20 protein-coding genes and 3 pseudogenes are annotated in these 26,321 nt (G+C 40.9%); 2 read left to right on the top strand and 21 right to left on the bottom strand.

Features of this window, described 5'->3' with window-relative positions; genetic code table 11:
• Positions 1–9 precede the first annotated feature (9 nt).
• The 20 genes and pseudogenes from HMPREF2086_RS04775 to HMPREF2086_RS11175 all read right to left on the bottom strand — a co-directional run.
• A complete protein-coding gene (locus tag HMPREF2086_RS04775) occupies positions 10–411 on the bottom strand; it encodes a hypothetical protein (RefSeq protein ID WP_023927631.1) in 402 nt (133 codons plus the stop codon).
• A 31-nt stretch (positions 412–442) separates the two neighbouring features.
• Entirely contained in the window at positions 443–709 is a 267-nt protein-coding gene (locus HMPREF2086_RS04770; RefSeq protein ID WP_023927630.1) for a DUF2018 family protein, read from the bottom strand.
• A gap of 159 nt (positions 710–868) precedes the next feature.
• Positions 869–1,753: a thiamine phosphate synthase gene (locus tag HMPREF2086_RS04765; protein ID WP_023927629.1), complete on the bottom strand. Its 885-nt coding sequence runs from the start codon at positions 1,751–1,753 to the stop codon at positions 869–871.
• A 303-nt stretch (positions 1,754–2,056) separates the two neighbouring features.
• Entirely contained in the window at positions 2,057–3,244 is a 1,188-nt protein-coding gene (locus HMPREF2086_RS04760) for a hypothetical protein (protein ID WP_023927628.1), read from the bottom strand.
• A 156-nt stretch (positions 3,245–3,400) separates the two neighbouring features.
• On the bottom strand, positions 3,401–4,507 hold the full coding sequence (locus HMPREF2086_RS04755) for a hypothetical protein (protein ID WP_023927627.1): 1,107 nt from the start codon (positions 4,505–4,507) through the stop codon (positions 3,401–3,403).
• Entirely contained in the window at positions 4,455–5,771 is a 1,317-nt protein-coding gene (locus HMPREF2086_RS04750; RefSeq protein WP_148374471.1) for a tetratricopeptide repeat protein, read from the bottom strand. The genes HMPREF2086_RS04755 and HMPREF2086_RS04750 overlap by 53 nt, the downstream gene beginning before the upstream one ends.
• 238 nt (positions 5,772–6,009) lie before the next feature.
• A pseudogene (locus HMPREF2086_RS04745) lies at positions 6,010–7,497 on the bottom strand (NADH-quinone oxidoreductase subunit N); the annotation flags it as partial.
• Positions 7,494–9,320 carry an NADH-quinone oxidoreductase subunit M gene (locus HMPREF2086_RS04740; protein ID WP_023927624.1) on the bottom strand — a complete coding sequence of 609 codons (1,827 nt, stop codon included), beginning with the start codon at positions 9,318–9,320 and terminating at the stop codon, positions 7,494–7,496. The gene HMPREF2086_RS04740 and the pseudogene HMPREF2086_RS04745, both read right to left, overlap by 4 nt.
• On the bottom strand, positions 9,320–11,332 hold the full coding sequence (gene nuoL / locus HMPREF2086_RS04735) for an NADH-quinone oxidoreductase subunit L (RefSeq protein WP_023927623.1): 2,013 nt from the start codon (positions 11,330–11,332) through the stop codon (positions 9,320–9,322). The genes HMPREF2086_RS04740 and nuoL overlap by 1 nt, the downstream gene beginning before the upstream one ends.
• 1 nt (position 11,333) lies before the next feature.
• A complete protein-coding gene (gene nuoK / locus HMPREF2086_RS04730; RefSeq protein ID WP_023927622.1) occupies positions 11,334–11,678 on the bottom strand; it encodes an NADH-quinone oxidoreductase subunit NuoK in 345 nt (114 codons plus the stop codon).
• 161 nt (positions 11,679–11,839) lie between these two features.
• A pseudogene (locus HMPREF2086_RS04725) lies at positions 11,840–12,334 on the bottom strand (NADH-quinone oxidoreductase subunit J); the annotation flags it as partial.
• Positions 12,334–13,050, bottom strand: a complete 717-nt coding sequence (nuoI, locus tag HMPREF2086_RS04720; protein ID WP_023927620.1) for an NADH-quinone oxidoreductase subunit NuoI — start codon at positions 13,048–13,050, stop codon at positions 12,334–12,336. The pseudogene HMPREF2086_RS04725 and the gene nuoI, both read right to left, overlap by 1 nt.
• Positions 13,051–13,072: 22 nt before the next feature.
• The gene (gene nuoH, locus HMPREF2086_RS04715) at positions 13,073–14,062 is read right to left on the bottom strand and encodes an NADH-quinone oxidoreductase subunit NuoH (RefSeq protein WP_023927619.1); all 990 of its coding nucleotides are present in this window, start codon (positions 14,060–14,062) and stop codon (positions 13,073–13,075) included.
• A 138-nt stretch (positions 14,063–14,200) separates the two neighbouring features.
• Positions 14,201–16,999 (bottom strand): NADH-quinone oxidoreductase subunit G, encoded by a 2,799-nt coding sequence (locus tag HMPREF2086_RS04710; RefSeq protein ID WP_023927618.1) that lies wholly within the window; start codon positions 16,997–16,999, stop codon positions 14,201–14,203.
• Positions 17,000–17,052: 53 nt separating this feature from the next.
• The gene (locus HMPREF2086_RS04705) at positions 17,053–17,880 is read right to left on the bottom strand and encodes a hypothetical protein (RefSeq protein WP_023927617.1); all 828 of its coding nucleotides are present in this window, start codon (positions 17,878–17,880) and stop codon (positions 17,053–17,055) included.
• Positions 17,881–17,908: 28 nt separating this feature from the next.
• A complete protein-coding gene (locus tag HMPREF2086_RS04700) occupies positions 17,909–18,184 on the bottom strand; it encodes an NADH-ubiquinone oxidoreductase subunit E family protein (RefSeq protein ID WP_023927616.1) in 276 nt (91 codons plus the stop codon).
• 18 nt (positions 18,185–18,202) lie between these two features.
• Positions 18,203–19,459: an NADH dehydrogenase (quinone) subunit D gene (gene nuoD / locus HMPREF2086_RS04695; RefSeq protein ID WP_023927615.1), complete on the bottom strand. Its 1,257-nt coding sequence runs from the start codon at positions 19,457–19,459 to the stop codon at positions 18,203–18,205.
• A 60-nt stretch (positions 19,460–19,519) separates the two neighbouring features.
• Positions 19,520–20,383 (bottom strand): NADH-quinone oxidoreductase subunit C, encoded by an 864-nt coding sequence (locus HMPREF2086_RS04690; protein WP_023927614.1) that lies wholly within the window; start codon positions 20,381–20,383, stop codon positions 19,520–19,522.
• Positions 20,384–20,435: 52 nt separating this feature from the next.
• The gene (locus tag HMPREF2086_RS04685) at positions 20,436–20,936 is read right to left on the bottom strand and encodes a NuoB/complex I 20 kDa subunit family protein (protein ID WP_034561064.1); all 501 of its coding nucleotides are present in this window, start codon (positions 20,934–20,936) and stop codon (positions 20,436–20,438) included.
• A 206-nt stretch (positions 20,937–21,142) separates the two neighbouring features.
• Positions 21,143–21,538, bottom strand: a pseudogene (locus HMPREF2086_RS11175) (NAD(P)H-quinone oxidoreductase subunit 3); the annotation flags it as partial.
• Positions 21,539–21,962: 424 nt separating this feature from the next.
• Here HMPREF2086_RS11175 and HMPREF2086_RS04675 point away from each other — a divergent pair.
• Positions 21,963–24,020: a hypothetical protein gene (locus HMPREF2086_RS04675; RefSeq protein ID WP_023927611.1), complete on the top strand. Its 2,058-nt coding sequence runs from the start codon at positions 21,963–21,965 to the stop codon at positions 24,018–24,020.
• The gene (locus tag HMPREF2086_RS12355; RefSeq protein WP_267902075.1) at positions 24,011–24,139 is read left to right on the top strand and encodes a hypothetical protein; all 129 of its coding nucleotides are present in this window, start codon (positions 24,011–24,013) and stop codon (positions 24,137–24,139) included. Before HMPREF2086_RS04675 ends, HMPREF2086_RS12355 begins: the two co-directional genes overlap by 10 nt.
• A 94-nt stretch (positions 24,140–24,233) precedes the next feature.
• Here the strand turns inward: HMPREF2086_RS12355 and HMPREF2086_RS04670 are convergent, their stop codons facing one another.
• A complete protein-coding gene (locus tag HMPREF2086_RS04670; RefSeq protein ID WP_023927610.1) occupies positions 24,234–26,321 on the bottom strand; it encodes a motility associated factor glycosyltransferase family protein in 2,088 nt (695 codons plus the stop codon).

Below are 26,321 nucleotides of genomic sequence, written 5' to 3'. Positions count from 1 at the left end.
TGTCCGCCCCTAACTGCCACTTTTTATTTTTTGGGGATATAGCACGCCTAGCCACAGGCTCGCTTCTTTGCTTTCATAATCGTATTTTACAAAACTCAAAAACACTTCTATATCGCGTATATCCCCTGCCCTAGATATAGGGAGTTTGAAACTTTTGCGTGCATAGTCTGTGTAGAGGATAAACTGATAGGGGAATTTGTCATAGTTTAGATTTATCACAAGTCCGTAGTTTTTATACAATGTCCAATAAAATTTTAGCTCTTTTTGAAGTCCTGCGATTTGGAAACTTTTTTTGTAGATTTCATCTTTTTTTAGCACGAGATTTTCCTCATAGTCCCACACAGGCTGTGCGCTATGAAGCATCTCAAAAAACACCAAAGCAAAGCATATCGTGCAAAAAAGTTTTTTCATAGACTTGATTCCCTTTATTTTGCTTTTTAGATTATTCGTTTTCGCTTAGGATTTTGGCACTTGAGTGCAGTGCTATATCACGCTTTTTTGCTTCTATGGATTCTTTGTTGCTATGGACAAATTTACGCAAATCCCCACCGCTCTCCTCATAAGCTAGCTCATAAGTGGCAAGCATTTCAAGCAGTTTTTCTAGCTCTTTTGTTGCAAGCGTGGGAGAGGCATTTAGCATTATCTCACACCACTTTTTCACAGGGTCGCCCTCTAGCACTTCTAACCCATTATTTAGTTCTTCCCACATTTGTGTCCCTTTTGCATTTTTATCCTTTTTGCATTTTTGGTAGTTTTTTAGGAAATCATTATATCCAAATTTCCCTAAAGATTTTATCCTATCAAATCATTTGTAAAATCACTTTGATATGCTTTATACTAAAACTTTGAAAACCTGCGCCAAAATCGCTCAAAAATCCTTATAAATCTCTTTTGTGATAATTTCTTTGCATTGTGCAATATATGCTTTTGGATTCTCACACTCCATAAGGGCGGAGCGCATACATACGCCCGCTATTTTTGCCCTCGCTATTTTTTTTGCTTCCATTGTTTTTACTTCTTGCACACTTGTCTTTGCGTTATTGCTAGCTTGTGTGCGGCTATTTGGCAGGGCATTTTTTATGTCTTTGCATAGCATTGCAAGATTTTCTTTGCAAATCCCGCCCACTGCATAGATTGGCAGATTTTTAGCAAAATCTTTTGTCAAATCATTTTTATGCTGCCCTAGCCTAGCTAATATTTCGCGCAAAAACTCCACTCCCCTGCCCTGCACCCCCTCTTTGCAAGCACTTTCAAATACATTTCCCGCTATGACATAATCCACCCCAAAATCTAATGCCACTGCTAGCTCCTCCAAGCTATGTATAGATACACCAAGCACGCCATTTTCGCTTATTTTTTGGGTGGAAATCTTATTACTTACCAAATCCTCTAGCACGCAAAAAGGTGCGTGGAAAAACGGATATTCTAGCTTGTAAGCTACCTCTATAAAATTATGCAATATAAGTTTGCACTCATTGCTAGAGTTATTTGCGTTTGCCTTATTTGTGTCTGCGCTGTTTGTTTTATTTGCTTTGTTTGCGCTTTCAAAAATCCTTATCGCTTCTTTTGCTAAGGCTAGATACTCACTTTCGCGTAAGTCTTTTTCGCGCAAGATTACGCTATCTACCCCACTTTTTGCGAGCAATTCTAGCCTAGCTAAAAATTTATCAATGTCTTTTGCAGTGTTTTTTGTGTTTGTGCTTTGGCTTTTGCAGAGTTTTCTATCAGTGATGGCAATGATTTGAAAGCACAATTTTTATCCTTTTGCTTTTTTGCTTATTTTACCTAACAATTTAAAAAACCTAAGCAAAAAGAAAATCTTAAGTGGATTTTATATGAGAGAAGTTTTTTGTGTGGAGAGGGAGTGGAAGTGAAAAGTTTGCGGGGTAGAAAATTTTGTAAAAATCTTTGTTGGTAAAATTTCGTAGAGGAAAATTCTATGTAGAAAAAGCGCGAAAAGCAATGCAGAAAAATAAAAAACCCCGCATAGCAACGGATTTTGCTATGCGGGGTAGCGTTGTGTGGCTAGTTTTCGGATTTTATCGCTATACAAAAACTAGAACACAAGTTTTGCAAATGCGATTGCGTTGTGTCTTTGGCGTGTGGAATCAAAGCCATTGCTTACATATCCTGCACCCACATCAATTCCAAATCCCTCACGCATAATGCCTAGCTTCAAGTCAAGCACGCGCACACTTACCACAGCAGAGAATTCTTTGTAGTCTCCACCTGCATAAAGCACATCAAATTTTACTCTTTCGTGCTCTACGCCAGCGAAACCATACCAAGAGCTAGCACCAGCAGCGAAGTAGCTTGCTGTGCTTGGTGTGGTGTAGCGTCCATAAAATCTTGTATGGTCAGAGTTTGAATATATGCTAGCATCTTTGCCTACCATATAGTATCCGCCGCCTAGCTTGAAGTATTTAGCAAAAAATAGCTCTTCTTCAGCCCACACTAGATAGGAGTTTTGCTTATTGTATTGATACATTCCGCGCACAGAAGTTGTAGACTCTATGGTGGATTTATCGCCTGCGATTATGGCTAGTCTCGCACCTGCTTGGATAGTGTCTTGGTTGTTGTAGTAGTTGTTTATGTAGTAGTGTGCAAATGGGTCTATATGGAAAATCCCTAGCCCGATATTTGCGCCCGCACCTACAAAGTCTTTTTTGCCAATGTTGAAGTTATCAAAGCTTGATGGGAAGCGAGAATAAGCCATAAGCTCAGAACCGATTCTATTTGGCAATACACCAAAATTGGCAGAATCATTTGCCCAAGATGCCCAAAAATTGGAATCTTTGCCAAAGTCTATGCTTAGCCCTACACCTTGAGTGTATAAGTCAATCCAATCACTTTTTAGGAAACTAGAGCTAAATCGCCCGACATATAAGTCAAACGCCCCTGTATAGCGGAAATACAAATCAGAAACATCATAATACTCGCTTCCGTATTTGCTTTTCCCAGCATCTTTAGATAGGCTAAATACTTGCGAGCCAGCCCAGACACCAAGTCCTGCGCCAAACTCTTCAGAGCCAAAGTCTGCCCCAAAATGTCCTGTCGCACCCATAAAGCCGACATCTTTGCCATCAGTTCCTTTTCTATTGTCGCCAAGTGCGTGGTTATACGCCACACCCAAATGCCCAAATAATTCTACGCCAGAACTTCTAGCACTTGCTACACCCACCATAGAGGTAGCGACACAAGAAGCAAGAAGTGTGCTTGCTGTCATTGTTTTTAGAGTTTTCATTTTGTATCCTTTTTGTTTGGATTAAGACAAAAACTTCTTAAAAAATCTAAGCAAAGATTTTGTCTTGCAACCCATAGAATCGACTTTAAAACACAATCTTAAACAAATATAAGCAAAATCTAAAGCATTATTTCAATGATTTTGCCTAGATTTTGCTTATGGATTTTCGCTTTGGGCTAGCCCGAAGCTAGAATCTTGCGCACTTTTCTTTTGGGAGTTTATAAAGCTAATGGCTTCTTTGCAGAGGCTTTGCCATTGGGTAGCGAGATTTACACTTGCGCATTTGTTGAAGTATTCTAGTGCTTTAGAATCCTTGCCTTGCGTGTTGTAAATGCTTGCGATTTGGTAGAAAAGCCTTTGTTTGTCGGGATTATCTAGCCTTTTAGATTCTAGCTTTTGAAGCAGATTTAGGGCTTGGGTGGCTTTGCTTGTTTCTTTTAGCGAAGTAGCAAGTGCAAACTCCGCATAAGGCGTGTATTCCTCGATTTTTAGCGCGTTTTGTAGCTCAATGATATTATTTGCATAGACTTGGATTTGAGTTTGGTCTTTGCTCTCAAGCGCGTATTCTAGGAGCTTGGCATACACGGGCAGGATTTTTTCTTGCTTGCCAAAATGCTCTCGCAAAAATGGCGCGACTTTTTTTGCTTCATCACGCGAGTCTAGTGCCACAAGCGCGTCAAAAAGGCTAAATGCAATATCATAATGTGTCTTTAGGCTTTGAGCTAGGCTAAAGCCATCTCTTGCAGCCATTACAGCGGGCTTAAACTCGCCTAGCGTGTAGAGATTTTTGGTGATTCTGCGTAGCCACTCTAGTCGCTCTTTTGGCAGGGAGCTAGATTCTACCATTCCGCCAGAGATAGACTTTGCCACACTCATAAGCCCACTAGAAACTAGACAATCAAAGCTCTGCATTTTTTGCGCTGGGGACAAATCAAACACACTAGCACGAATCAAATAAGTATTTGCTTCTTTGCAGTCTTTTTTCTCTAAGGCAAGTTTTATGATTTCCATTAGGGCTTTTTGCTTGTGCGGGCTAGATGCGTTTCCATACAGCTCAAGCACTTTGTGAAATTCGCTCCTTTTTAGCAAAATCTCCGCACTCAAATCGCGTGCTTTACTCGCTTCCTCTCCGTTTGGGTATTTTTCCATTAGGTAAGCATAGTGCTTTAGCTTGTCATCATCATCGCCTTTGACGCTAAATAATATCGCATCATCTCTTTCTTGGACTTCTTTGGCAAATTGAGATTTTGGATAATCTTGCAAAAATGCTTGATTTGCTTTGTGGGCCCCCTGCCAGCTCGTAGTATTCGCCCAAATCAAAGCCGTATTGCTCTTTTTGAGCGTCTTCAGAATTATCGTGCAAATATAGCGTAAGCCTTGCAGCCAAATCATATAGTTTATTATCTAGCAAATCCTCTATAATGTCTAGCGTGGGGGATTTCTCATCGAGGAAAAACGCTGGATAGACTTGCAAAACTTTGCTTATCAAGTCTCTTCCTCTATCAAGTGAGGTGGGATTTTGTGGGCTTTGCTCTAGCTCAAAAAGAGCCCACTGCAGTGCCACCTCGCTAGCACTTGGCAAATCTTTTGCCTCTGTGTAAGCACCTTGAAAATTCATACGAACATATATTGGCGAAGAGCTTGTGCGCTGCATAATGGCTAGCTGCATTTTGGCAAGCGGAGAAAAGCGCGACTGCGGATACTCATCGCTAATGCGTTTATAATAATGCTCTGCTTCAGAGGGGATATTTTCTTTGTTGTATGAGTTTGCAAGTATGTAGAGAATCTCTGGGACATCAGGGTCAGCAGAAAATGCTCTTAGCCAATCCTGCGCGGCATTGATGATAGGCTCTTGCTCCTCTAAATCCAAATTTATCATCGCAATGATTCGCAAATAAGTCAAATCTCTGCGAAACACAGAATCTGGATTTTCTTTTAGTGCGTAGTTTATGTCATTGATAGCGGTTATGTATGCTTTGCGCTCCATAAGTTTAATCACATCAGAATACGCCTCAAAATCGCGGTTTTTTGTGGCAACTAGCGGACGATTATCAGAATTTAGCTCGGGCATCATAGGCATCGCTTCTCCCTCGATGCGCACGGGGAAATCTAGCCCATTTCTTTGCTCGGCTTGTGGGCTTAAAAACGGTATTTGCTCTTTGAAGCCCACGATTTGCCACACATCTGCAACCATAGCAGGATATTTATCAATCACAAAGCCTTGCTTGGGGTTTTTGGGGATAGAAAAAAGTTTTTGACGATATTTGGGGTATATATAGAGATAAAACTGCTTCTCTATCATTTTGTAAGTAACTTTGAAAAAATCGTTTTCAAGCCCTGAAAATCCTCTATCAGGCACGCTATCAATCTTGCATTCTATGGAAATATCAGTCCCTGCCGCATCAAAGATTTCTTGGCACGCAAAGGGGGTTTGATTTCTTAGCGTGAGGACAGAAAACCCCTCATTGTCCTGCTTGCCAAAGGTCGTAGAAATCTCTAACGAACCCGCACTTTGGAATAACAACAAACATAAGCATAGCCATTTTACGCGCAATTTAGTAAGCCCCGATAACATATTTTCCTATGAAATCAAGCAAAAATTGAGCCATAAAAATTGAGCCAACACATAAAACGCCCATTATCCCAACAATGATTTTGCCAAGTGTGGAACAATGCGCGAAGTTGCCCGCTTCATCATTTGATACTTGGTTATTTGATATTTGAGATTTTGTAGCGATTGCACTAGCATCTTTAGAATCTAGCAAAAACATCGCCACAACTAAGCGCAAATAATAAAATCCAGCAATCGCACTATTTATCATCATTATAAGCGCAAGCCCTACAAATCCTCCACTATACGCACTCATAATCGCCAAAAGTTTGCCCCAAAAAACACCAAAAGGTGGAATCCCTGCCAAAGAAAGCATAAAAATCGCACCCAAAAATGCTTTTAGCGGGGAAGTGCGCACAAGTCCATTAAACGCACTAAAAGGAATGTCATAAGGTGTTTTTGCTGAAGTTTTTACTAGGGATTGTATTTTACTAGCGATTTTTGCACATTTGCAGTTTAGTTTCTCGCTAGTCTCACTACAAACGCCTTTGGCTTTACTAGAATCAAAATACGCGCTAGAATCTTGCGAATTTAGCGAGGATTTTAGTGGAGATTTTAGCTCTTTTAGCCAAAGTAGTCCAAATGTCCCTACATTTGTGATAATAAACATAAACCAATACAAATACAAAGCACTTAGGCTTATTTGTGTGCCTATCATCACGCAAGCTAGCACAAATCCACTATGAGAAATCGAGCTAAAGGCAAGCATTCGCTTGACATCGTTTTGGATAAGTGCGGCGATATTTGGTAGCGTGATAGTCAAAACCACCAAAACATACATAGCAGATTCTAGCCAAATAATCCCCACTTTCAAAAACGCACCAAGTAGTGTGATAGCCACGCTAAAGGCTGCGATTTTGGGGATAATAGAAACCACGCCTGCCATAATAGAATTTGAGCCCTCATAAATATCGGGCATCCAGCTATGAAACGGCACGGCAGAGGCTTTGAAAGCTATGGCAGAGAGTATAAACACAAGTCCACCAAAAAGCGCAAACACAGAGGTGTATTTGTCATCTAGTAGCATATCGTGGATATGGGCAATATCCATACTCGCACACGCAAAATACAAGCACACCACCCCAAAGATGAAAAACACACTAGCAAGCACGCCCATCACAAAATACTTAATCCCCGCTTCGATTCCCTTGCTCCTACCATTTAGCGCGATAAGCACACACAATGATAGCGAGCCTATCTCTAGCCCAAGCAAAATCACCACTAAATGCGTGCTTGAAACCATAATATCAAAGCCAGCAATCATCAACAAAAATAGCGGATAAAATTCTTTGGAAAAAAACGACTTGTCAAAAAACTCTTTGCATTCTAGTTTTTGCAATGCGTTTGCCCCTGCATTTGCACCAAAAAGCACGATAAAAATAAGTGCGCAAATCTCCATACTAAATTGCCCTAAAATGCTAATCCCATTGATATTGATAAGCCCAAAAAAGCTACTTCCTACTTTTAAGTTTAGACTAAAAATCGAGCTAACACCCAAAAATAGCACACTTAAAGCGACATTTAGCCCGCGTGAAAACACGCTAGAAAAGACATTGATAAGAAGCAAACAAAGCGCACCGCATAGCAAAATCAGCACAGGCAAAATCGCATACACTTTTAGTTCAAAAATATCTAAACTCATTTGTTTTCTCCATTTACAGATTTTGTCGCACTTGGGTTTGCTACACTCGGTGTGTTTGTGAGATTTGTTGGGTTTGTGGGACTTGGTGCAAAATCTAGGCTAGATTCTATATTTTCGCTTGATTGTATGGATTGATTTAGCGCGTCTATATCGCTAGACTCTCGTAAAATAACCTCCTCTTGTAGCTGCAAAATATCACTTGGTATAGTTGGGATTATCTCTGCTTTGCGCGAATATGGATAGAGGCTGTATTCTATGCGCTCCTTGCTTTTATCGTTATGAGTGCGCTCATAGGCGATTTGGAGGATGGATTGGGAGCTTGTTTCTATGGGCTTTAGGATTGGCTTAGGATAGACACCAAAAAATATCACTAGCACCACAAACACCGCCATAATGCCCTTTTGAGAAGAATCTATATCTTTGAAGTTAGTAAGATTTTGGTTTTTTATCTCGCCAAAAAAGATTTTTTTATACAACACTAGCATATAAGCTCCAGAAATGATGATAGTGAGCCCACCAAGAAAAGCAATGATAGGATAATGCTCAAACACCCCAAGCAAGCTAAAAAACTCCCCTACAAATCCTATGCTAAGAGGCAATCCCACATTTGCCATCATCGCCACGCCAAAGATTCCACAAAGCACAGGAGCGATAGAAGCTAGCCCACCAAGATTTGCGATTTTTCTCCCCTCTAGTCTTGCTTTGTTTAGCTTTGCTTCATCAATAGACGCAAAATCTATCAGGGCACAATTTTTTGCGTATCTATCCTCGATAATCCCCACAAGCATAAATAGCATAGCACTTACCACGCCGTGAGCAAACATCATAAACACCGCTCCCCCTACCCCAATCACACTAAAAGAAAACACGCCAAGCACCACCACGCCCATATGTGAGATAGAGCTATATGCTATCACTTGTTTTATGTCTTTTTGGGCATAAGCTACTAGCCCACCATAGATTATCATCACTAGCCCAAGTGCCAGCACAAGTAGCTGTAAATCCACGCTAGCATCAGGAAATAACGGCACGCTAAATCTCACAAGCGCGTAAGTTCCCATTTTTAGCAATAGTGCTGAAAGCAAAATCGTGCCGATAGTCGGGGCATTGCCATAAGCCTTTGGTAGCCAAGAATGAAATGGAATCATAGGGATTTTTACTGCGATAGCAAAGAAAAACGCCAAAAATAGCAAGCACTGATACTCACTAGGCAAACTAAAGGCATACCAATCACTAAGCTCAAAACTCCAAAATCGATTGTGTAAGAAAAACAAATACGCGTAATAAATAATGCCTAGTAGCATAATAAGAGAGGCAAAAAATGTATATAGGAAAAATGTAAGTGCGGCTTTGATATTTTCTTTTTTCTCTGCGCTTCCCCACACACCTATCATATATAGCAGTGGCAAAAGTGAAATCTCCCAAAAAACATAAAACAGCAACACATTTTGTGCGCTAAATACGCCCATAAGTATGCCCTCTAGCGCAAGTAGCGAAGCGATGAAATGATTTGGCAAGATGCGTTCTGCCATATATATCGCACACAAAAACACCACAATCCCACTTAGCACCACCAAAAATAGCGAAATCCCATCAACCCCTATATGATAATGAATCCCAAGCGATTCTACTAGCACGAAATAGTGCTCAAACTGCAACTGCGGACTTGAGGAGTCAAACCCTACCCAAAGCCCAAGAACCAGCACTAGCTCAATAGCACTTGCCACCACGCCAAAGATTTTTGCCACTCTCTCTTCGAGATTAAATCCTATCACACTTGCAATCAGCGGAAAAGCAATAATCACGGATAGTAAATATTCCATTATCTACCTCCAATAAATAAAAATACCACACTGCATAGCAGTAGTAGCACACCAAAGCTCATAAGTCTAAGCGAACTACTAAGCGAGCCGTTTTGTAGCAGTGAGAGAATCTTGCTAAGAAATACCAAAAATCTCTCAAGTAGGCTAATGATTTTTAGCATAATTCCTTTTTCGATTTTGCACGCTACAAAATCACATAGCTTAGAAAATCCTTTGACAAAAATCCACTCATAGATTTTGGGGATATAGTATTGATTTGATAGCAAATCATAAAGCAAGTTGTTAGGGTTTTTGTGAGTGGATTCTTGTGTGGTGTTTTGTGAAATCTTTGATGATTTTTTCGCATATCGCAAAATCGCAAAGATAATCCCAAACGCGCTCACACCAAGTGCGATAAGTGCCAAAATCTCTTCGCTTAAATCCCCGTGTGGCATTTCAAAGGGAATCGCTTGAGAAAGCAGGGCAAAAAAGCTAGTATTAAAAAACCCAGCAATGATAGCCAAAATCGCAAGTGGAAGCATTGAAAGAAGCATAAGGGAGCTTGCTTCGTGCGGGGTAGAGTGGCTAGGCAAATTATTCAATGAATCACAAGAAAGATTATGCGATGAGTCGTGTGCCAAATCGCAAGATGAACCCTTGCAAAAGAAAACCAACATAAACAATCTAAAGCTATAAAACGCTGTGAGAAATGCCCCAAACACGAGCAAAATCCACAAGATTTTATACTCTGCGCTAAAGCTAAATTCCAAAATCAAATCTTTAGAAAAATATCCTGCAAAGGGTGGAATCCCACACAGCGCAAGATTGCCAATAAGCATAAAAATCATCGTGTATTTTAGCGGGCGGGCTAGATTCCCCATTTTTTTGATATTTAGTTCATCGTGCATTGCGTGCATTACATTGCCAGCACCCAAGAAAAGTAGCGATTTGAAAAACGCGTGAGTAAAGAGATGAAAAAGAGCGATTGAGTAAGCCCCAAGCCCAGCAGCCACAAACATATAGCCAAGTTGGGATAGTGTAGAATAAGCGATAATGCGCTTTAAATCGTTATTTACCACCGCCATAGAAGCTGCAAAAATCGCTACAAATGTCCCAAGATATGCGATAATCTCGCCAAAATGTGGAATCTCGCTATACAAAGGATTTGCTCGAATCACAAGATACACACCCGCAGTTACCATAGTCGCAGCGTGGATAAGCGCGGATACAGGTGTGGGACCCTCCATAGCATTTGCAAGCCAAGTATGGAATGGAAACTGCGCAGATTTCCCCATAGCTCCTATAAAAAGCAAAATCCCCACAAAAAGCAAAATCTTTTGACTTATCTCACTCTCATCAATGCTTCCAAACACCACTTCATATTCAAGCGAACCAAAGGCATAAAAAATCAAAAATATGCCAAGTAGCATTCCCAAATCCGCAATACGATTGCTAATAAATGCTTCTATACTTGCAAAATTTGCACTTGCTTTTTGATACCAAAATCCAATGAGTAAATACGAGCAAACGCCCACCCCCTCCCAGCCGACAAAAAGTCCCAAAAAATTATCACTTAGCACCAAAAACATCATTGAAAACACAAAGCCACTTAGGAAGCTAAAATAGCGATTAAAACCTTTGTCATCTTTCATATAGCCGATAGAGTAGATATGCACAAGCATAGAAACTAGCGAAATGGCAAAAATCATAACCGCACTAATCCTATCTAAGCTAAAGCTAAAATCCACTCCAAAATTTCCCAAAACTAGCCATTCAAAAAGTGAGATATTTACTAGCGTATAAGAATCTACCAAGCTAGATTCTGCCAAATGAGAATCTCCAAATCGTGCTAAGCCACACACTTGATATAGCAGTATCGCGCTTGCCACAAAAGATAACCCCACAAAAAGTGAATTTATCACGCCAAGTGCTAGCTTTGGTTTGCTTGCAGAAAATAGCGCGGCAAACACACACCCACATAGTGGCGCAAATAGCGCGACTAAAAGCAGTGCTAGATTTTCAAAATTTTGCATTTTACCCCCTCATTTTATTTAGCGTATCAATATCAAGGGATTTTGAGCCGCTTATACCACTGCGATACCACAGTAGCACTAGCCCAAGCCCGATAGCCACTTCGCTAGCAGCGATAGCGATGACAAAAAGTGCGAAAATCTCGCCATTTGCATCGCCAAACATTCTACCAAGCGCGACTAGAGCGATATTTAGTCCATTTAGCATTATTTCGCTTGAGAGAAATAGCATAAGGATATTTTTGCGTCTAAGCATACCAAAAAGCCCTAGCGCAAAAATAAGCGTAGCAAGGAATAAAAAATGATGAATGTTTAGATAAGTGCCAAAATGTGTAGATATTGATTCCATTAGTTTTCTCCTTTTTAAGATTTTGGGATTTTGGTAGATTTTGGGGTGGATTTTGCCTTTTTGGCAGAATCTTGCGAGTTAGATTTGCTCTTTAGATTTGCTTCTATGTTTTCTTTTATTTGTGCTAGGGCATTGGAGTGGATAAGCGCGTTTAGATTGTCTTTTAGACCGAGTGCTACACCACCGATAAGGGCGACTAGAAGTAGCACACCTGTGATTTCAAATGCGATTAAGTATTTGCTAAAAAGCACTCTGCCGATACCAAATGTATTTGGTTCATTTATGATAATAGTGGATTTTTCTAATAATACATTTTGGTGGTAGATAGGAAAAGCAAAAAGTGCTAGTAGCAAAAACGCTATCATAAGCACCATTATGCAAATCCTCATTTGCCCATTGTAATGCTCTTTTATGCCCTGTGAAATGTCTAAAAACATAAGCCCAAAAGCATACATAACTATAACTGCACCTGTATATACAGCGATTTGCACCACACCCAAAAACTCCGCACCCAAGATAAAAAAGAAGCTTGAGATAAAAATCATTCCGCTTGCAAGGGCGGTTAGGGCATAAAGGAGGTTGTTTGTAGAGATGACTGCAAAAAACGCACTAAGTGTCAAAAACGCAAAAAGATAAAAAGCAACGGCTTCAAACATTAGTCATCTCCTTTTGGGGCTTGTGGATTTTGGGCTAAATCTGTGCTAGATAATAGCGAATTTTTATTATCCAAAGTGGAATCCACTCCGTTTGGTTCTCCATTTGGATTGCTACTTGATTCATTACTTGGCAAATCAAACGCTACGGGCGTGCCTTTTAGCCGTTTATCTGCACCTTGTGAGATACTGCCAAATCCACTAAATTCTACCAAAGAATGCGCTCTAGCTTCCTCCTTGCTTACAAGCAATTCGTTTTTGGTAGCAAACTGCGCTCTAGCCTCGCTTGTGTTTTCAAATCTCTGTCCCATAACGATAGCTAGCTCTGGGCACACCTCCGCGCAAAGTCCGCAAAATATGCAACGACCTAAGTTGATACTATAAGAATCAATTTTTTTGCGATTGTCCTCCCCTCTGTGTGTGATGATTCGTATGCAGTTGCTTGTGCAGATTTTTTCGCATAGCCCACAGCCGATACACCGCTCATTACCTGATTCTAGCAATCGCTGCAAGCTATGAACTGCGCGGTAGCGTGGAGAAAATGGAATCACTTGGGCTGGATAGTGGATAGTCGCAGGAGTGGATACAAACTCTTTTAGCGTAAGTCCAAGCCCCTTTAGCAAGTCAAGTCCGCATATTCTTTTTACACTTTTTGCAAACGCACCAAACGCGCTTTTGGGTGGTTTGTTGTGAGGTATTAGCGCGTAGTTTTTATTCATTTAGATTCTCCTAACTTTGTAATTATAGCAACATTATAACGCCTGTAATGGCTAAGTTTAATAACGCAAGTGGAAGCAATACTTTCCAACACATACTCATCAGCTGGTCGGGGCGAATGTGTGGGAATGTCGCCCTAGCCCACATAGCCAAAAATACAAAAAAGCAAACCTTTAGCACGATAGCTAGCCCACCGGGGATAAACCACAGCGGGGCATATCCACCGCAAAATATAAGCGAAATCACAAACGCAAAGGCAAATAAATGTGCGTATTCTGCTACAAAAAACATTCCCCATTTAAGCCCACTATACTCCGTGCAAAATCCTGCGACAATCTCGGCTTCGTGCTCTAGCAAATCAAATGGCGTGCGGTTTAGCTCGGCATAGCTTGCTACCAAAAATATGATAAAAGCTAGTGGTTGCTTAAAAATCAGCCAATCAAAAAATCCACCCGCTTGGTAGTCATTCATAGCTACCAAAGATAGTGAGCCTACAAGCATAAGCGGAGGTAGCACGCTAAGCACGGATACAACCTCAAAGCTAAGCAACTGCACGCACGCCCTAGCCGCTCCTAGAAGTGAATACTTTGAGCCGCTTGATAGCCCTGCTAGAAGTGGAGCGTATATCCCCACTGCGCCCACAGAGAGGAAAAACAATAACCCGACATTTATATCTGAAATGATAGGCGAAATCGTTAGCCCAAAAATCTCTATATCTCCAAAAAACGGAATAGGAGCCATAGCGATAAACGCGCTCATCATTGCTATGACAGGTGCTAGCATAAATATCAAGCGATTTGCGCCTTGAGGGCAAATATCTTCTTTGGTAAAGAGTTTTACCCCATCAGCTAGGAATTGTAGCAACCCAAAAGGTCCCACATAGCTAGGTCCAAGTCTGCGCTGAAATCTCGCTAGCACTTTGCGCTCAATATATGTGCCAAACCCACCCAAAAACGAAAATACTAGCACCACTACTAGAATCTTTACAATCGTTTCAATGACAAAGCCACTCATTTTTGCTCCTTAATTTTCCTTAAGATATTTCGCTTTTATTCGCCTTTTGATTTTTGCTTTAGATTACGCTTTGGAATTAGCTTATGTTTTTGTGCCAATAAGGTAATTTTTGCGTCTTTAGCATATCTCATATTTTGCCTACTTTATAAGTGTCGCACTCAAATAATTGCTAGAGATTGTTTCTGCAAAAGTATCTCTAGCCAAAACTTCCCTAGAAAAAAGATAGGGGCTAATAAGCCAAATCTTTTGAGAAAGCCCATAATCAATATATGCCCGCGCTTTGATTTTGCCAAAATCTTGTGCTTCATCTATACTTTTTATTCTTAGGCAAATCTCTTCTCCCTCTTTTAAGCCCAGCTCCTCAAAATACTCCCTAGAAGTGTAGAATCCATCTTGTTGCTGCATATTTTTATCTAGCACAGTTTGGGTATCAAATAGATTTTGAGGAAATGAAAGATAAGCGTTAAACTCGCTTATCTTTTTAGTTTTTGCTTTTTGTGGATTTTTGGCTTTTGCATTTGTCTCTTGTGTGCTAGATAAATCACTAGAAAAAACGCGTTTTAAATCACTAAAATCGCTTATAGATTCTAGTGCGTAGCCCCTTTTGTCCTCGCCACTTTGAGTGTAGTGATTTTTTAGTGAGCTATGCAAGATTGCCTGATAGCCTTTATCTTTTGGTAGCTCCAAAATATATCCTGCTAGATTCTCACACACCGCGTAGCTTAGGGCAAAATTCCTATCTTTGCTTGCTACAAATTTGGCAATATCACTCAAATCAAATCCCGCAAAATCTAGCACGCGATTTATCGGCAAAACTCGGCTTTCATAGTTGGTAATGCTAGCATTCATCTGCGAAAAAGAGGGTAAAATCAAATGTGGCTTTGTGGTTTTGTCATCTGTGTCTTTGCCACGATATTGTGCAATATGTCCCTCATCATCACAAAAATAGCTATCCCACACCCACTCCCCATTAGCGCGGATTCCTATGGAGTCTTTTAGCGCGTTTGTTGTTTGTGGTGCTTCTAGCGTGCAAATTCTTGCGATTCCTGCGACATTTGCACCATTTGGGATTACAAAGACTTTTAAGCCAAATTTTTCTAGCAAACTTAAGATTTCTACTATTAGGCTAGATTGCTCGCTAGATTCTCTCAATATCGCATTTAGCACTTCAGAGCCCACCACCAAGCTAGCACCACAAAAGCTAGATTTTTCACTTGATAGTGTTCCTAGCAGGGCGGTGGCGATTTTGGCAAAATCATCTAGCTCTATGCCCGCTTCTTGTAATGCTTGATAGATGATTTTTGGTGGGCTAGATTGTGCGCTTGACTCTGCGCTAGGTGGAGTGCTAGAATCTGTGCTTTGCTGTGCTTGAGTAGAATCTGTGCTAGATTCTTGCCTATCTTGCTCTTTGTTTATTTGGATTTCTTGCTGTGTGCTTTTTATGTGCTTTAGTGCATTTGCCACCTCGCCTGCGACACTATCATTTTCATTTGCAATCTCGTTTGCAAACTTCGCACCAAAATCTTTGCACACATCTTTTTCGTCTACTTTGCACGCTTCTTGCAGAGCAAAAAGTAAGCCTAGCAGTGCTTCCCCCTCACAATCCGCGCCATAGCTTATGCTCTCTACCGAGCGAGAAAAGCTAGCAAGCAAAGTATCAAAAATAGGATTTACATAAAAAAACTTCACTCCCTTTTGGATACGAATAGTGTTGTTTATGGCGTATTGGAGCTGTGGGATATGTAATCTTACGCTCGCACCAAGCGCGATAATCACGCTAGAACTTTTTAGCTCTTGCAAGCTATGATTTAGCGGAAGTTTGCCTATAAGTCTTTGATATGCGTAAGCCTCAGCATTGTAGATTTTTAGCCCAAAATGTGTGGCTAGATTTTGAGTGATTAGGGCTTCTTCGTTGGTGGCTTGTGAGCCTATGTGTATGGATTTGGCTTTTTGTAATGCTTCTAGAGCGTTTTCTAGCACTTCATTTAAGTGAGTGCCAATCGCTTCTTTGCTCTCATCAAAATGTGAGCGCAAGCCAAACCCAAACCTAGCTGCCCCACAAATCGGTGCGAAGTGAAAGTCATTTTTTACGCGATAGATTTTGCTTTTGCCCTCTATGTCGCAATGCCGCTTTTCATAGATGACTTGACAGCCTGCTGCGCAATGCGTGCAAGTGCTTGGGATAGACTTTAGCTCCCACGCATTTGCTGTGTAGCTAAAATCTTTGTAAGTGAGCGCACCCACAGGACACACTGCTATGCACTCGCCACAATCTAGGCAGGGTGTCTCTCCTACAAATTCGATTAGGGATTTTTGCTTTTTGCTCCACACGCTATATGGGTCTTTTTCCATTTTATCTTTATACTCATCGGGGGAGTGCAGCTCGGCTTTGTTTGCTTTTAGCTTTGATTCGCCTATGTTGTCTTTACAAGTGGTTACACATCTCTCACATACGATACAAAGATTTGGGTCATACTCGGCTTGTGCCCAAAATTTGGAGTGCTTTTCATCATCAGGCAGGGCAAAATCTTGATGAGATACTTTTGTGTAGAGGGTTAGATTTTGCAGTTCGCACTCCCCGCTTTTGTCGCACACGCCACATTCTAGCGGGTGATTGACATCATAGGTTTGCATTATCATTTCTCTCTCACGCCGAATTGATGGCGTATCGGTGAAAATCTCTAAGCCGTCTTTTGCTTTTGTGTTGCAAGTATATACGCGTTTGCCCTCCGCATTTTCGCCCATACACATTTTGCAAGCAAGGGTTGGAGAGCAGCCAGATAGATAGCAAATCGTAGGGATAAATATGCCATTTGCGCGAGCCACTTCGATGATGCTATCGCCCTCCTCGCATTGCAAGGTTTGATTGTTGATTTTTATAGTGATTAGATTTTGGGAAGTTTCTTGCGAGTTTTGCCCTAGATTTGCTTGGCTCATATTTTCTCCTTTTTGTTGTGTTTTAGCTATTGTTTTGTGGTTTTTGTGGTTGTTTAGATTCTCACACTTTGCAATGTGTTAAATGGATAGAAGTCCATACTAGCACTTTGACTAACACCTTGTGCCACACCCACTACACCGCGCAAATATGGCACTTCTACCACTTCATAAGATATATTTTCATAAGGCATATTTTGATTTTTTAGCGTGATTTTATCGCCATTTTTGCTTTTGGCTAGGGCTAAAAACTGCTTTGTGGCATAAATCCTATAATCCCCAATATCTAGGGCATTTGGCGTGAAATACACAAACGCACCATTACTCTCTGGCAAATCTTCCAAGCTAGATTCTAACCTATCCAAAAAAGCTAAATCTGGCATATCAAGTGCATTATTATTTGCAATGATTGGTATGTCTGCTACCTTGCTAAGCAATCTCACAACCTCATAAATCAGCTCTTTGTCTTTGTGGTAAGCAAACGCATTTCCTAGAAAGATGCAGCATTTTTGCGCTTCCTCACAATCTTGCACAATGTTTTCTAGCTCCTCCTCGCTTAGTGAGGACTCGCTAGAGATATACCCAAAATCAAAGCTAGAAAATCTTTTTAAAACATTTGTAGCAAAATCTAGCTCTGCCCCCGAAATGTGCAAAACAACTTTTGCCAAAATCGCTTTTGCTAGCAGTGTGGCTACTCCTAGCTCCGTGCCGATTTCGTATTGGATTTGCAAAGTGGAATCATCATAGCGCGTGTCAGCTATGGGGTGCAAAATGATTTTTTGCACCAAACTAGATTTTGGCACTAAGGTGTTTGAAGCAACCATAGCTTCGACTTCGTGTGGCATAGCACCCAAAATAATGATGACTTGTCTGCGGGATTTCACTACCTTACTACCTCGTATCGTCCGTTATTTATGCTTGACTTGCTAAGTCCGCGCTATCTGATTGGCTTACAAGATTTGAGCCTTTTCTCACTACAAGCGTCCAATCGCAGTGATTAAATCGCACCGAGTTTAGAATCTCACAGCCATTTTTTTGGGCAAACTCCGCGCTTTTTGCGACATTGCTAAACTCGCCTAGCTCAAAAAGCAAAATCCCAACTTCGCCATTTTGCAAGCGAGATTCTAGGATTTCGCCCATCTTGGTATAAAAATCCGCTCCTAAATGTCGCAAATCAAACCGCTTCATTTTACTTCCTTTTTGTTTTTATCTGTCTACTTCGCCAAATATCGCATTGCACGAGCCAACTATGGTAACAATATCTGCGATATATTCCCCCACGAGCATTTCTTGCAGTAAGGCAGTGTGAGCAAAGCTAGGAGTTTTGATTTTTACGCGCTGTGGGTATGGGTTGCCCAAAGAGTGGATAAAAAATCCTAGCTCGCCACGAGGGGATTCTGTGGGGACATACACTTCGCCTTTTGGTGGTCGCATACCCTGCGTAACAAGCACAAAATGCTGCATTAGCGAATAGTTTTGTGTCATTATCTCTTCTTTGGGAGCAGAGATAAAGCTAGGTGCATCTGCCAAAAGTCCACCACCGCGTAAATTCTCACACTGCTTAGAAGCAGAGGGATATAGCGCAATGAGCTGCTCTAAAATCTTGCAAGATTCTCTAATCTCAAGCATATATAGCCTATATCTATCATAGCTATCGCCATTATGCCCCACAGGCACGCAGAAATCCAACTCATCATATAGTTCATAAGGCTCTTCCTTGCGAATGTCGTATTTTATCCCTGTGGCGCGAAGCATTATCCCGCTTGCCCCCCAAGATTTTGCCCTATCTGCATCTATCACGCCCACGCCCTCAAGCCTAGCCCTCCAAATGCGATTGTTATCTAGCAATCCCTCAAAAAGCTCTACGCTTTTTTGCACTTCTTTTAGAAACGCTGCTAGATTTTCTAGCCAGCCTTGTGGAAAATCTAGTGGCACTCCACCTATGCGGATAGCATTGTGCGTAAGTCTAGCACCGCAATAATCCTCCATTAAGTCAAGTCCGTATTCACGCGTTTTAAACGCATAGAGAAATAGTGAGAGTGCACCCACATCCATAGCGTGCACGGCGATAAAAAAGATATGCGAAATGATACGATTTAGCTCCAAAATCGTGGTTCGTATCACTTGAGCTTTGCGCGGGACTTCTAGCCCGATAAGTCGCTCCACACCGAGTGCGAACGCATAATTGTTGCTACTTGCAGCGATATAATCAAGCCTATCAGTTGTTGGCATAAATTCGTTGTATATCATATTTTCAGCGAGCTTTTCTATGCCTCTGTGGAGATAGCCGATTTCTGGGTGGGCTTTTTTGACTTGCTCGCCATCTAGCTCTAGGACAAGTCGTAGCTGTCCGTGTGTGCTAGGGTGCTGTGGTCCAAAATTTAGCACCATAGAGTTATCATCGCGCTTTTCAAACGCTATGTTTTCAAATTGTGGTTTTAGTCGTGTATAGATTTGTGCCATTTTGTTTCCTTAAAATATTTTTCTTTCACTATTCTCTCTTAGGATTGTTTTTGCTAGATTTTATTTTCTTTTGCTTAAAATCTCTTTTTTCTCTTTGGAGATATTTCGCACAAATAGCGACTTGGACGCTTCTATATATAGCGGGTCGCTCTGCTCTCCTAGCTCATCGATTCTAGCGAAGTTTCTCACCTCACTTTCATCGATTCTAGCACTATCACGCTGCTCTGCGCCGATGACTTCTCTATACTCTTTGCCAAAGATTTTATCCACCTCATACCAGCTAGCATATTCATCTCCCTGCAAAGGATATGAGCGCAAAAGCGGGTGTCCCACCCAATCGCGCGGCATAAGTAGTCGTGATAGATTGGGGTGGTTTCTAAACCTTATCCCAAACATATCATACGCTTCACGCTCACTCCAAAGTGCTAGAGAAAAAAGCGAGTGGATAGAATCTACTTGTTCTCCCTCATTGATAGCGCATTTTATGCGGATTCTGCGCTTGTCTTTGAAGCTAGAATTTAACGCGTGAAGCTGATAAAATAGCTCAAATTGCCCGCTACTTTTATCTGCGCCACTCTCATCTTTTTCCAAAGCTAGTTTATCTATCGCACTCATTTCACTCAAAGTCTCATAGCCTAGAGATTTTAGTCTAGTCAAAACAGGTAAAATATCGCTTGATTCTATCCACAGCACCGCACAGCCTAGCTCGACATAAGCTAAATCCACTTTGTGAAAATAGCTGATATGATTGTATATCACTTCCCACGCGCTACCCTCTATCGCGGCTTTTGGTGTGAGGGCTGGCTGATAAAATCTAGGAGTATGATAAGAGTGTCTTTGGACATCTTTGTGAGGTTTGTGGCAAGTGGCTGTGTGAGTGCTTTGGCAAGTGGTGTCGGTGGACTGATAAGTATTTTGTGGCATTGTCTTTCCTAGAATAAAAATCTAAAAATAAAATCTCTATAAAGGCTTTAAGCTAAATCACGCGTCTAGGGTTTTTTAGGCTTTGTGGGGCTGCCTTGTTTGAGCGGATTTTGCGCTGAAGCACCAAGAGGGCGTATTGCAAAGTCTCTGGACGCGGGGCACACCCGGGCAAGTAAATATCCACAGGTATGATTCTATCTACTCCTTGCACGGTAGCATAGGTGTTAAACATTCCGCCTGTGTTCGCGCAACTACCCATAGAAATAACCCACTTTGGCTCTGGCATTTGGTCATATAGTCTGCGAGTGTATTCGGCGTGCTTTTTGGTAAGTGTGCCTGCGATAATCATCACATCACTTTGTCTAGGACTAGCCCGAAATATCGTGCCAAATCTATCAAAATCAAAGCGACTTCCCCCTGTCGCCATCATCTCTATCGCACAGCAAGCAAGCCCATAGGTAAGTGGCCAAAGAGAATTACTCCTCCCCCAATTTAGTAGCTTATCAATCGTGGTTAGTGCGATTGGCAAGCTAGCATCACGCAGCGGCGTCATAGGGTTGAAATGCGCTGGAGCTTTGATGGCTTGCGCAAAATGCGCAGAATGTGTGGAGCGTGTGGAATGTGTGAAAGCAGAATGCGTAGAAATAGTAGGATTCATAGATTCCCCCCTTGAGTAGCTTCTTTTATGCTAGAGCTAATGCTAGTTTGCTGATTTTGTGGATTCCACTTAAATGGTTGGCTTGATTGACTTGAAGTGTGCCACTGCAAAGCACCCTTTTTCCACGCATACACTAGCCCGATGACAAGCAAAATTATAAAACTTATCATCTCTATAAAAAGTAGCACACCAAAGCCATTTCCCAAAGCCTCTTTATACACCACCGCCCAAGGAATCATAAACACAACTTCAATGTCAAAAAGCACAAAAAGCAATGCGATGATAAAAAACTGATGAGGGATTTTGGTTGGTTGCTTTAGTGGAGTGGGTCCGCACTCATAAGGGGCTAGTTTTAGTTTGTCGCGGGATTTTGTAGCGAGCTTGCGTGAGATAAATCGCTGGATTTTTAGCGTGTAGTTAAACGCAATAAAGCTAAACACAAACAGCACAAACACACCAAAATACGCGTGTGATGAAGCTATATCATTTGTTAGCAAATCACTAAATTCTGGCTTAAGTCCTATATAAGTCAAGTTATTGGTAAAATTATCTAGGGTAGAATCTAGATTTTGCAAATTTTCATCTAATGGCATTTATATTCCTTTTGTTTGGTGCTTTTTAGTTGTTGTTTTAGTGTCGCTCCTAGCAATGTCTAAGCCAATCTAAGCCATTGCTAAACGAGCTAGATTATAACCAAAAGTGATAAAAAAAAACTTAACCTTATGGAATTTGCGTGTAGAAATTCTCATTAAAGTGTCAATTTTACACATTTATTTTTGCTTGTTAGATGATTTTGTTTTGCGGCTATCGTGTTTGCTTCAAAGACAAAGCGCAAAATCCACGATTTTGGCGTGTTTTGGTGGTTTTTGATAAATTTTATTATATAATGCTAGTTTTTAAGTAATTTTTAAGGAGAATATGATGAAACATTCATTAGTTTGTAATTTTGAAAAACCTTATAAATATATGTCTTCTAGCGTATCAGTAGCTACAAAAATTGCAAATATGATGATACATAAATGGGGGGGGGGATTTGCTTACGCTTTTGTAGCAATGCTTTTTGTAGCAATGCTTGGGCTAGGTGTCATAGCACACGCAGCAGATGAGCATATCACTAGCTATGTCCCATCCAAGCAATGGAATGCGGATTCTCTATATGTCGATAGAGGTGGCAATATCGGCACACTTACCACAAATAGCGGCACTGTGCGTCTAGTAGAAGTAAATAGCGGTGGAAATATCACAAACTACACCGTAAATGGTGGCACTGTATCTACTATCACTATAAATAGCGGTGGGCAACTATCACTAAACCACGCAGGTGGAATGATAAACACGCTAAATCTAAATGGCGGGATAATCCCCTACTTTGAAAACACCTCTGGCGGTGGGACAGCAAAACAAACCATAAACACTATGAATATAAATGACGGACAAATCGGGCTAAACTTCGGCTATCATCTAAATGGCAATATCAATAACCTAAACATAAACAAATGGACGATTGCTATCTCTAGCGATGGGACAACTTGGGGAACAAAAACGCAACATACTTTTAGAAATCAAGGCTACACAGGAATCCCAAGAACTCCCGTAGAGCATATCTATCTAAATGGCGATGGGATAAATGTCTCTAGTATCACAAAAGGTGGAATCATCGTAGGAGTGGGTATAGGCGAGAGTGGCAGTGGGGCAAAAGTAGGCGATATATATGAGTATAGCAAAATTATTGCAGGTGGCAAGGGCGTAACGCCAAACTTTGATAGCCTAACCCCAACTCCCGGAATCAGGCTAATCCCTGCAAGCACAGCGGGATTTAGTCTAGAAGCTGATGTGGCTAGCTCTTATGGGATTACTATCCTAAAAACCATAACCCTAAGCTATATGCGCAAAAATACAATGGTGTCAAATGTGCTAGATTCTCTTATGAAAAAAAACTTCCGCTCCACACCTAGCAAGGCAAATCAGCCCAAAATCTATGAGCAACCCTCTGCTAGAACTCCACCGGGTGCACCACCAAGATATGCTCCACAGATGCGCAAACTTGCCACAACCTCAAGACAAACAAGAGGCAAAGCAAGACTAGAGAAAAAATTTTTATCTTATGAGAAAAACAAAAATCATATAGGATTTTTTGCGCCTTATGGTGGGCATAGCTACTTTAGCGATGCAAGCGTATCTAGGGCGCACGAATTTGTAGGAGGAGGCATAGGAGGAGTGCAAAAAAATCTAGGACAAAAAGGAATCTTGGGTGGCTATCTAGGCTATGAATACTCCTACACTCTAGCAGATGTATACACCCAAAACATAAATCTACAAACCCATAGTGTCCAAGTCGGTGCGACTTATTTCAACTCAAAAGCACTAAGAAGCAAAAGTTTGAGAGAATTTTATTTCAAAGGAATCTTAAGGGGCGATATGAGTGTGCCATTTTTTGAGACAAGCACTTATGCAGGTGCGCTAAAAACACAATCTTTTAACTACGGATTTGGCGCAGATGCAAGGATAGGCACAGCTTTTTATCAAGAAAAAGCCGCTAGCTATATCGCCCCAGAGCTAGGGATAAGCTATGATTTGCTAATATTGCCAAGTTTTCATCTAAATAAAGAATTTATAAACCAAGCAAATGAGGATTATCCCATTCATCTTTGGCATTTCCCACAGATAAATTTATCTTTGCGAGGAATCAAAAGTTTTGGTAAAAGCGGGAGCTTTAGAATGTTTTGGCTACTTGGTGGCAAGTATAATATCCTAAACACTCAAAAAGCGAGCTTCACCATAGCGAACTTGCAAAGCAAGGGCGATATAAATCTACCGATTGCTTATGCAAATTTGGATTTGAACTTTGTGTGGAGCATACACAAAAACCACGAGCTAACCTTAGGCTATGGCGGAATCTACTTTGTAGGCGGATTTTCTAGGCAATCCTTGCAAGGATTTTCTAACGCCCTCTCACTCAAATACGGCGCGTGGTTTTAGATAAAATTGCGCTTGCTAGAGATGACACTAAGAAGCTAGAGCTAAAAATACTAGAATCTAAATATGATTTGTTAAATGGCTCATCACTGCACGGCTCACTATCGCAGGATTGCTACTAGCTTTGATTAAATTTGTATAGGTGTGTTAAATTGCCACATTTGCAAAATGGATTGTTTTTAGTGATTGCGTTACCTTATGATTTTTGCACCAAAGCTAATCGCTAGATTTCGCGCTTGATTGTATTTCTAGTATTTTCACACCTGCTTTTTTTAGTATAGCATTATCCTCCTCACTCCACTGCCCTAGCCCACGCTTTATGGATTCTATCACGCAGTCTATCCCACCTGCAAGCGAAAAAAGCCAATACTTATGATAATACAACCACTCTAGTTGCTTTGCTTTTAGCGCGTCATCATCTTGGGTGTATGTCGCCACGACTTTGGCTATGTCTAGCTCTTGATGAAAAATGTAAGACTGAATCGCGTCCAAAAAATAGTTGGTAAATTTTAGCTCACTAAAGAGGGATTTTATCCCCTCTAGCTGTTCGCTCAAATCACTTAATTTATCAAAATCTATCCTATCTAGCTGTCCTTTTTTGTTTAGCTTTTCTACCTTTTCTAGCTCTTTTACAAGTCGCAAAAACAACCTCTCTATGCGCTTTTTTTGCTTTGTGCCGTAGTTGATTATATCTAGGCATTTTTTGTAAGCTAGGATTATATTTTTTTGGCTTATCTTTTGGCTTGGAGGGGTTAGATTTAGGCTAGATTTTGGGCTAGATTTTATCATTTCGCATACTTTGGCAAAGGGGATTTCTTTTGTGCCGTGTATGCGTGCGCCGCCCTCTGTGGAGTTTATCACTTCCATACCTTGCGTGTGGGCTATGTCTTTTTCAAAAAAATGCAAAAACAGCTTCCAAACCTTGCTAGTTTCTACCTCGCCTCCACCGCCGTATTTGGGTATCATTATGCCCTCTTGCTTGTATTGCCTCTCTTTTGTGCCATATATCGCATCTTGTGAGTGTGTGTTTCCATCATCGCCAAAAGCCAAATCCTGCCCGATAAACACACACCGCTTAAATTTCGCTCCCCTAGCGATTTCATACGCCATATTTGCCGCGCTCATTCCCACACCTAGATAACCATACTCGTGAAATTCAAAAAGGCTCGTGTAGCCAAATGGACGGAAGCTAAATTGCTTTACGCCTTTTGTTATGGCGTTTTTGGTATCGCTATGCACGATAGAAGTAAGTGCAAATATCACGCCCTCTTGGGCAATCTTTGGTGTATCAGTGTAAAATTTAGCACTTTCTTTTACGCGCTCTAGGCTTATTACAATGTCTGGCTTTATGCCGTGCTTATATAGGATAGGGAAGCTCGCATCAATGCAAAGCAAAGTCGCATAAGGTGTAATAGATTTTAGCAATGGAAGCTGCTTGTGTAGGCTAGGACCTGTGGATATGATGATAGCCGTATCTCTACCGCGCAGTGCGCTATATAGCGCATCGACATTTGGCGAGCGCAGGGCATCTGGTAGGTTTATTATGTGATGCAAAATTCCTACTAGAGAATCTTTTGCATCATTTCCTACACTCACTACGGCTTGCTCAATGGCTTTGATAAAATAACCATTTATGCGCAAAATATCATCTTGGTATTTTTCATAATAGTTGCACGAAAGTAGCAAATCATAGGTTTTTACAAAGATTCTAGCGTATTTGTTGCTATCAAATAGAGAATCTATACGAATATAATTTGCCTGCTTAGAGTGGATAATCACTAGCTTTTGACTTTGTAGTTCGCTTGAGAAATCAAGCAGATTTAGCACGATAAAAATAACCTCCAATTCTGGCTCAAATACGACAATGCGCTGTCGTTGTTCATTAAAAAGTAGCTTTAGTAGCACGCCATTTCCAAGCCCATAAATATACAAAAACGGGTAATATGAGTAGCCTACTAACTCGGTGTTTTTTTGCATTATCTCATCTATGGGTTTGGAGAGATACATAGGAGTGGGATTATTGGGGGTGGGGTTATTGGGGATTGGATTATCAGAGGTTTGGTTATTTAGCGCAGAATCATTTTGAGTTATATTGCTTTGTGTGTGTTTATCCAAAATCTCATTTGGGTTTTTGCTTGGATTTTTATCTGTGTCGCCTTTATCGATAATATTATAATTAGCAGGGTCGCTATCCATAAACACTTCATATTTTTCATTTGGCTTGCAGTTTGTTAGCGCGCAAAAAAGTGCTGGGTCTATGCTTTGCAGGACAGAGAGATTTTTTGTGAAATTATCTAGTTGCAT

Origin of the sequence: Helicobacter macacae MIT 99-5501 (genome assembly GCF_000507845.1) — a bacterium.
GTDB lineage: Bacteria > Campylobacterota > Campylobacteria > Campylobacterales > Helicobacteraceae > Helicobacter_B > Helicobacter_B macacae.
The sequence above is the reverse complement of the archived record's forward strand: the minus strand, read 5'-3'. Positions and strand labels throughout refer to the sequence as shown.

Coding starts and splice junctions, on each gene's coding strand:
- nuoK (WP_023927622.1), bottom strand. CDS start 11,678: ATGGAATCAATATCTACACATTTTGGCACTTATCTAAACATTCATCAT.
- HMPREF2086_RS04670 (WP_023927610.1), bottom strand. CDS start 26,321: ATGCAACTAGATAATTTCACAAAAAATCTCTCTGTCCTGCAAAGCATA.
- HMPREF2086_RS04710 (WP_023927618.1), bottom strand. CDS start 16,999: ATGAGCCAAGCAAATCTAGGGCAAAACTCGCAAGAAACTTCCCAAAAT.
- HMPREF2086_RS04775 (WP_023927631.1), bottom strand. CDS start 411: ATGAAAAAACTTTTTTGCACGATATGCTTTGCTTTGGTGTTTTTTGAG.
- HMPREF2086_RS04700 (WP_023927616.1), bottom strand. CDS start 18,184: ATGAAGCGGTTTGATTTGCGACATTTAGGAGCGGATTTTTATACCAAG.
- HMPREF2086_RS04770 (WP_023927630.1), bottom strand. CDS start 709: ATGTGGGAAGAACTAAATAATGGGTTAGAAGTGCTAGAGGGCGACCCT.
- HMPREF2086_RS04675 (WP_023927611.1), top strand. CDS start 21,963: ATGAAACATTCATTAGTTTGTAATTTTGAAAAACCTTATAAATATATG.
- nuoD (WP_023927615.1), bottom strand. CDS start 19,459: ATGGCACAAATCTATACACGACTAAAACCACAATTTGAAAACATAGCG.
- nuoI (WP_023927620.1), bottom strand. CDS start 13,050: ATGAATAAAAACTACGCGCTAATACCTCACAACAAACCACCCAAAAGC.
- HMPREF2086_RS04760 (WP_023927628.1), bottom strand. CDS start 3,244: ATGAAAACTCTAAAAACAATGACAGCAAGCACACTTCTTGCTTCTTGT.
- HMPREF2086_RS04690 (WP_023927614.1), bottom strand. CDS start 20,383: ATGCCACAAAATACTTATCAGTCCACCGACACCACTTGCCAAAGCACT.
- HMPREF2086_RS04685 (WP_034561064.1), bottom strand. CDS start 20,936: ATGACGCCGCTGCGTGATGCTAGCTTGCCAATCGCACTAACCACGATT.
- nuoH (WP_023927619.1), bottom strand. CDS start 14,062: ATGAGTGGCTTTGTCATTGAAACGATTGTAAAGATTCTAGTAGTGGTG.
- HMPREF2086_RS04740 (WP_023927624.1), bottom strand. CDS start 9,320: ATGGAATATTTACTATCCGTGATTATTGCTTTTCCGCTGATTGCAAGT.
- nuoL (WP_023927623.1), bottom strand. CDS start 11,332: ATGCAAAATTTTGAAAATCTAGCACTGCTTTTAGTCGCGCTATTTGCG.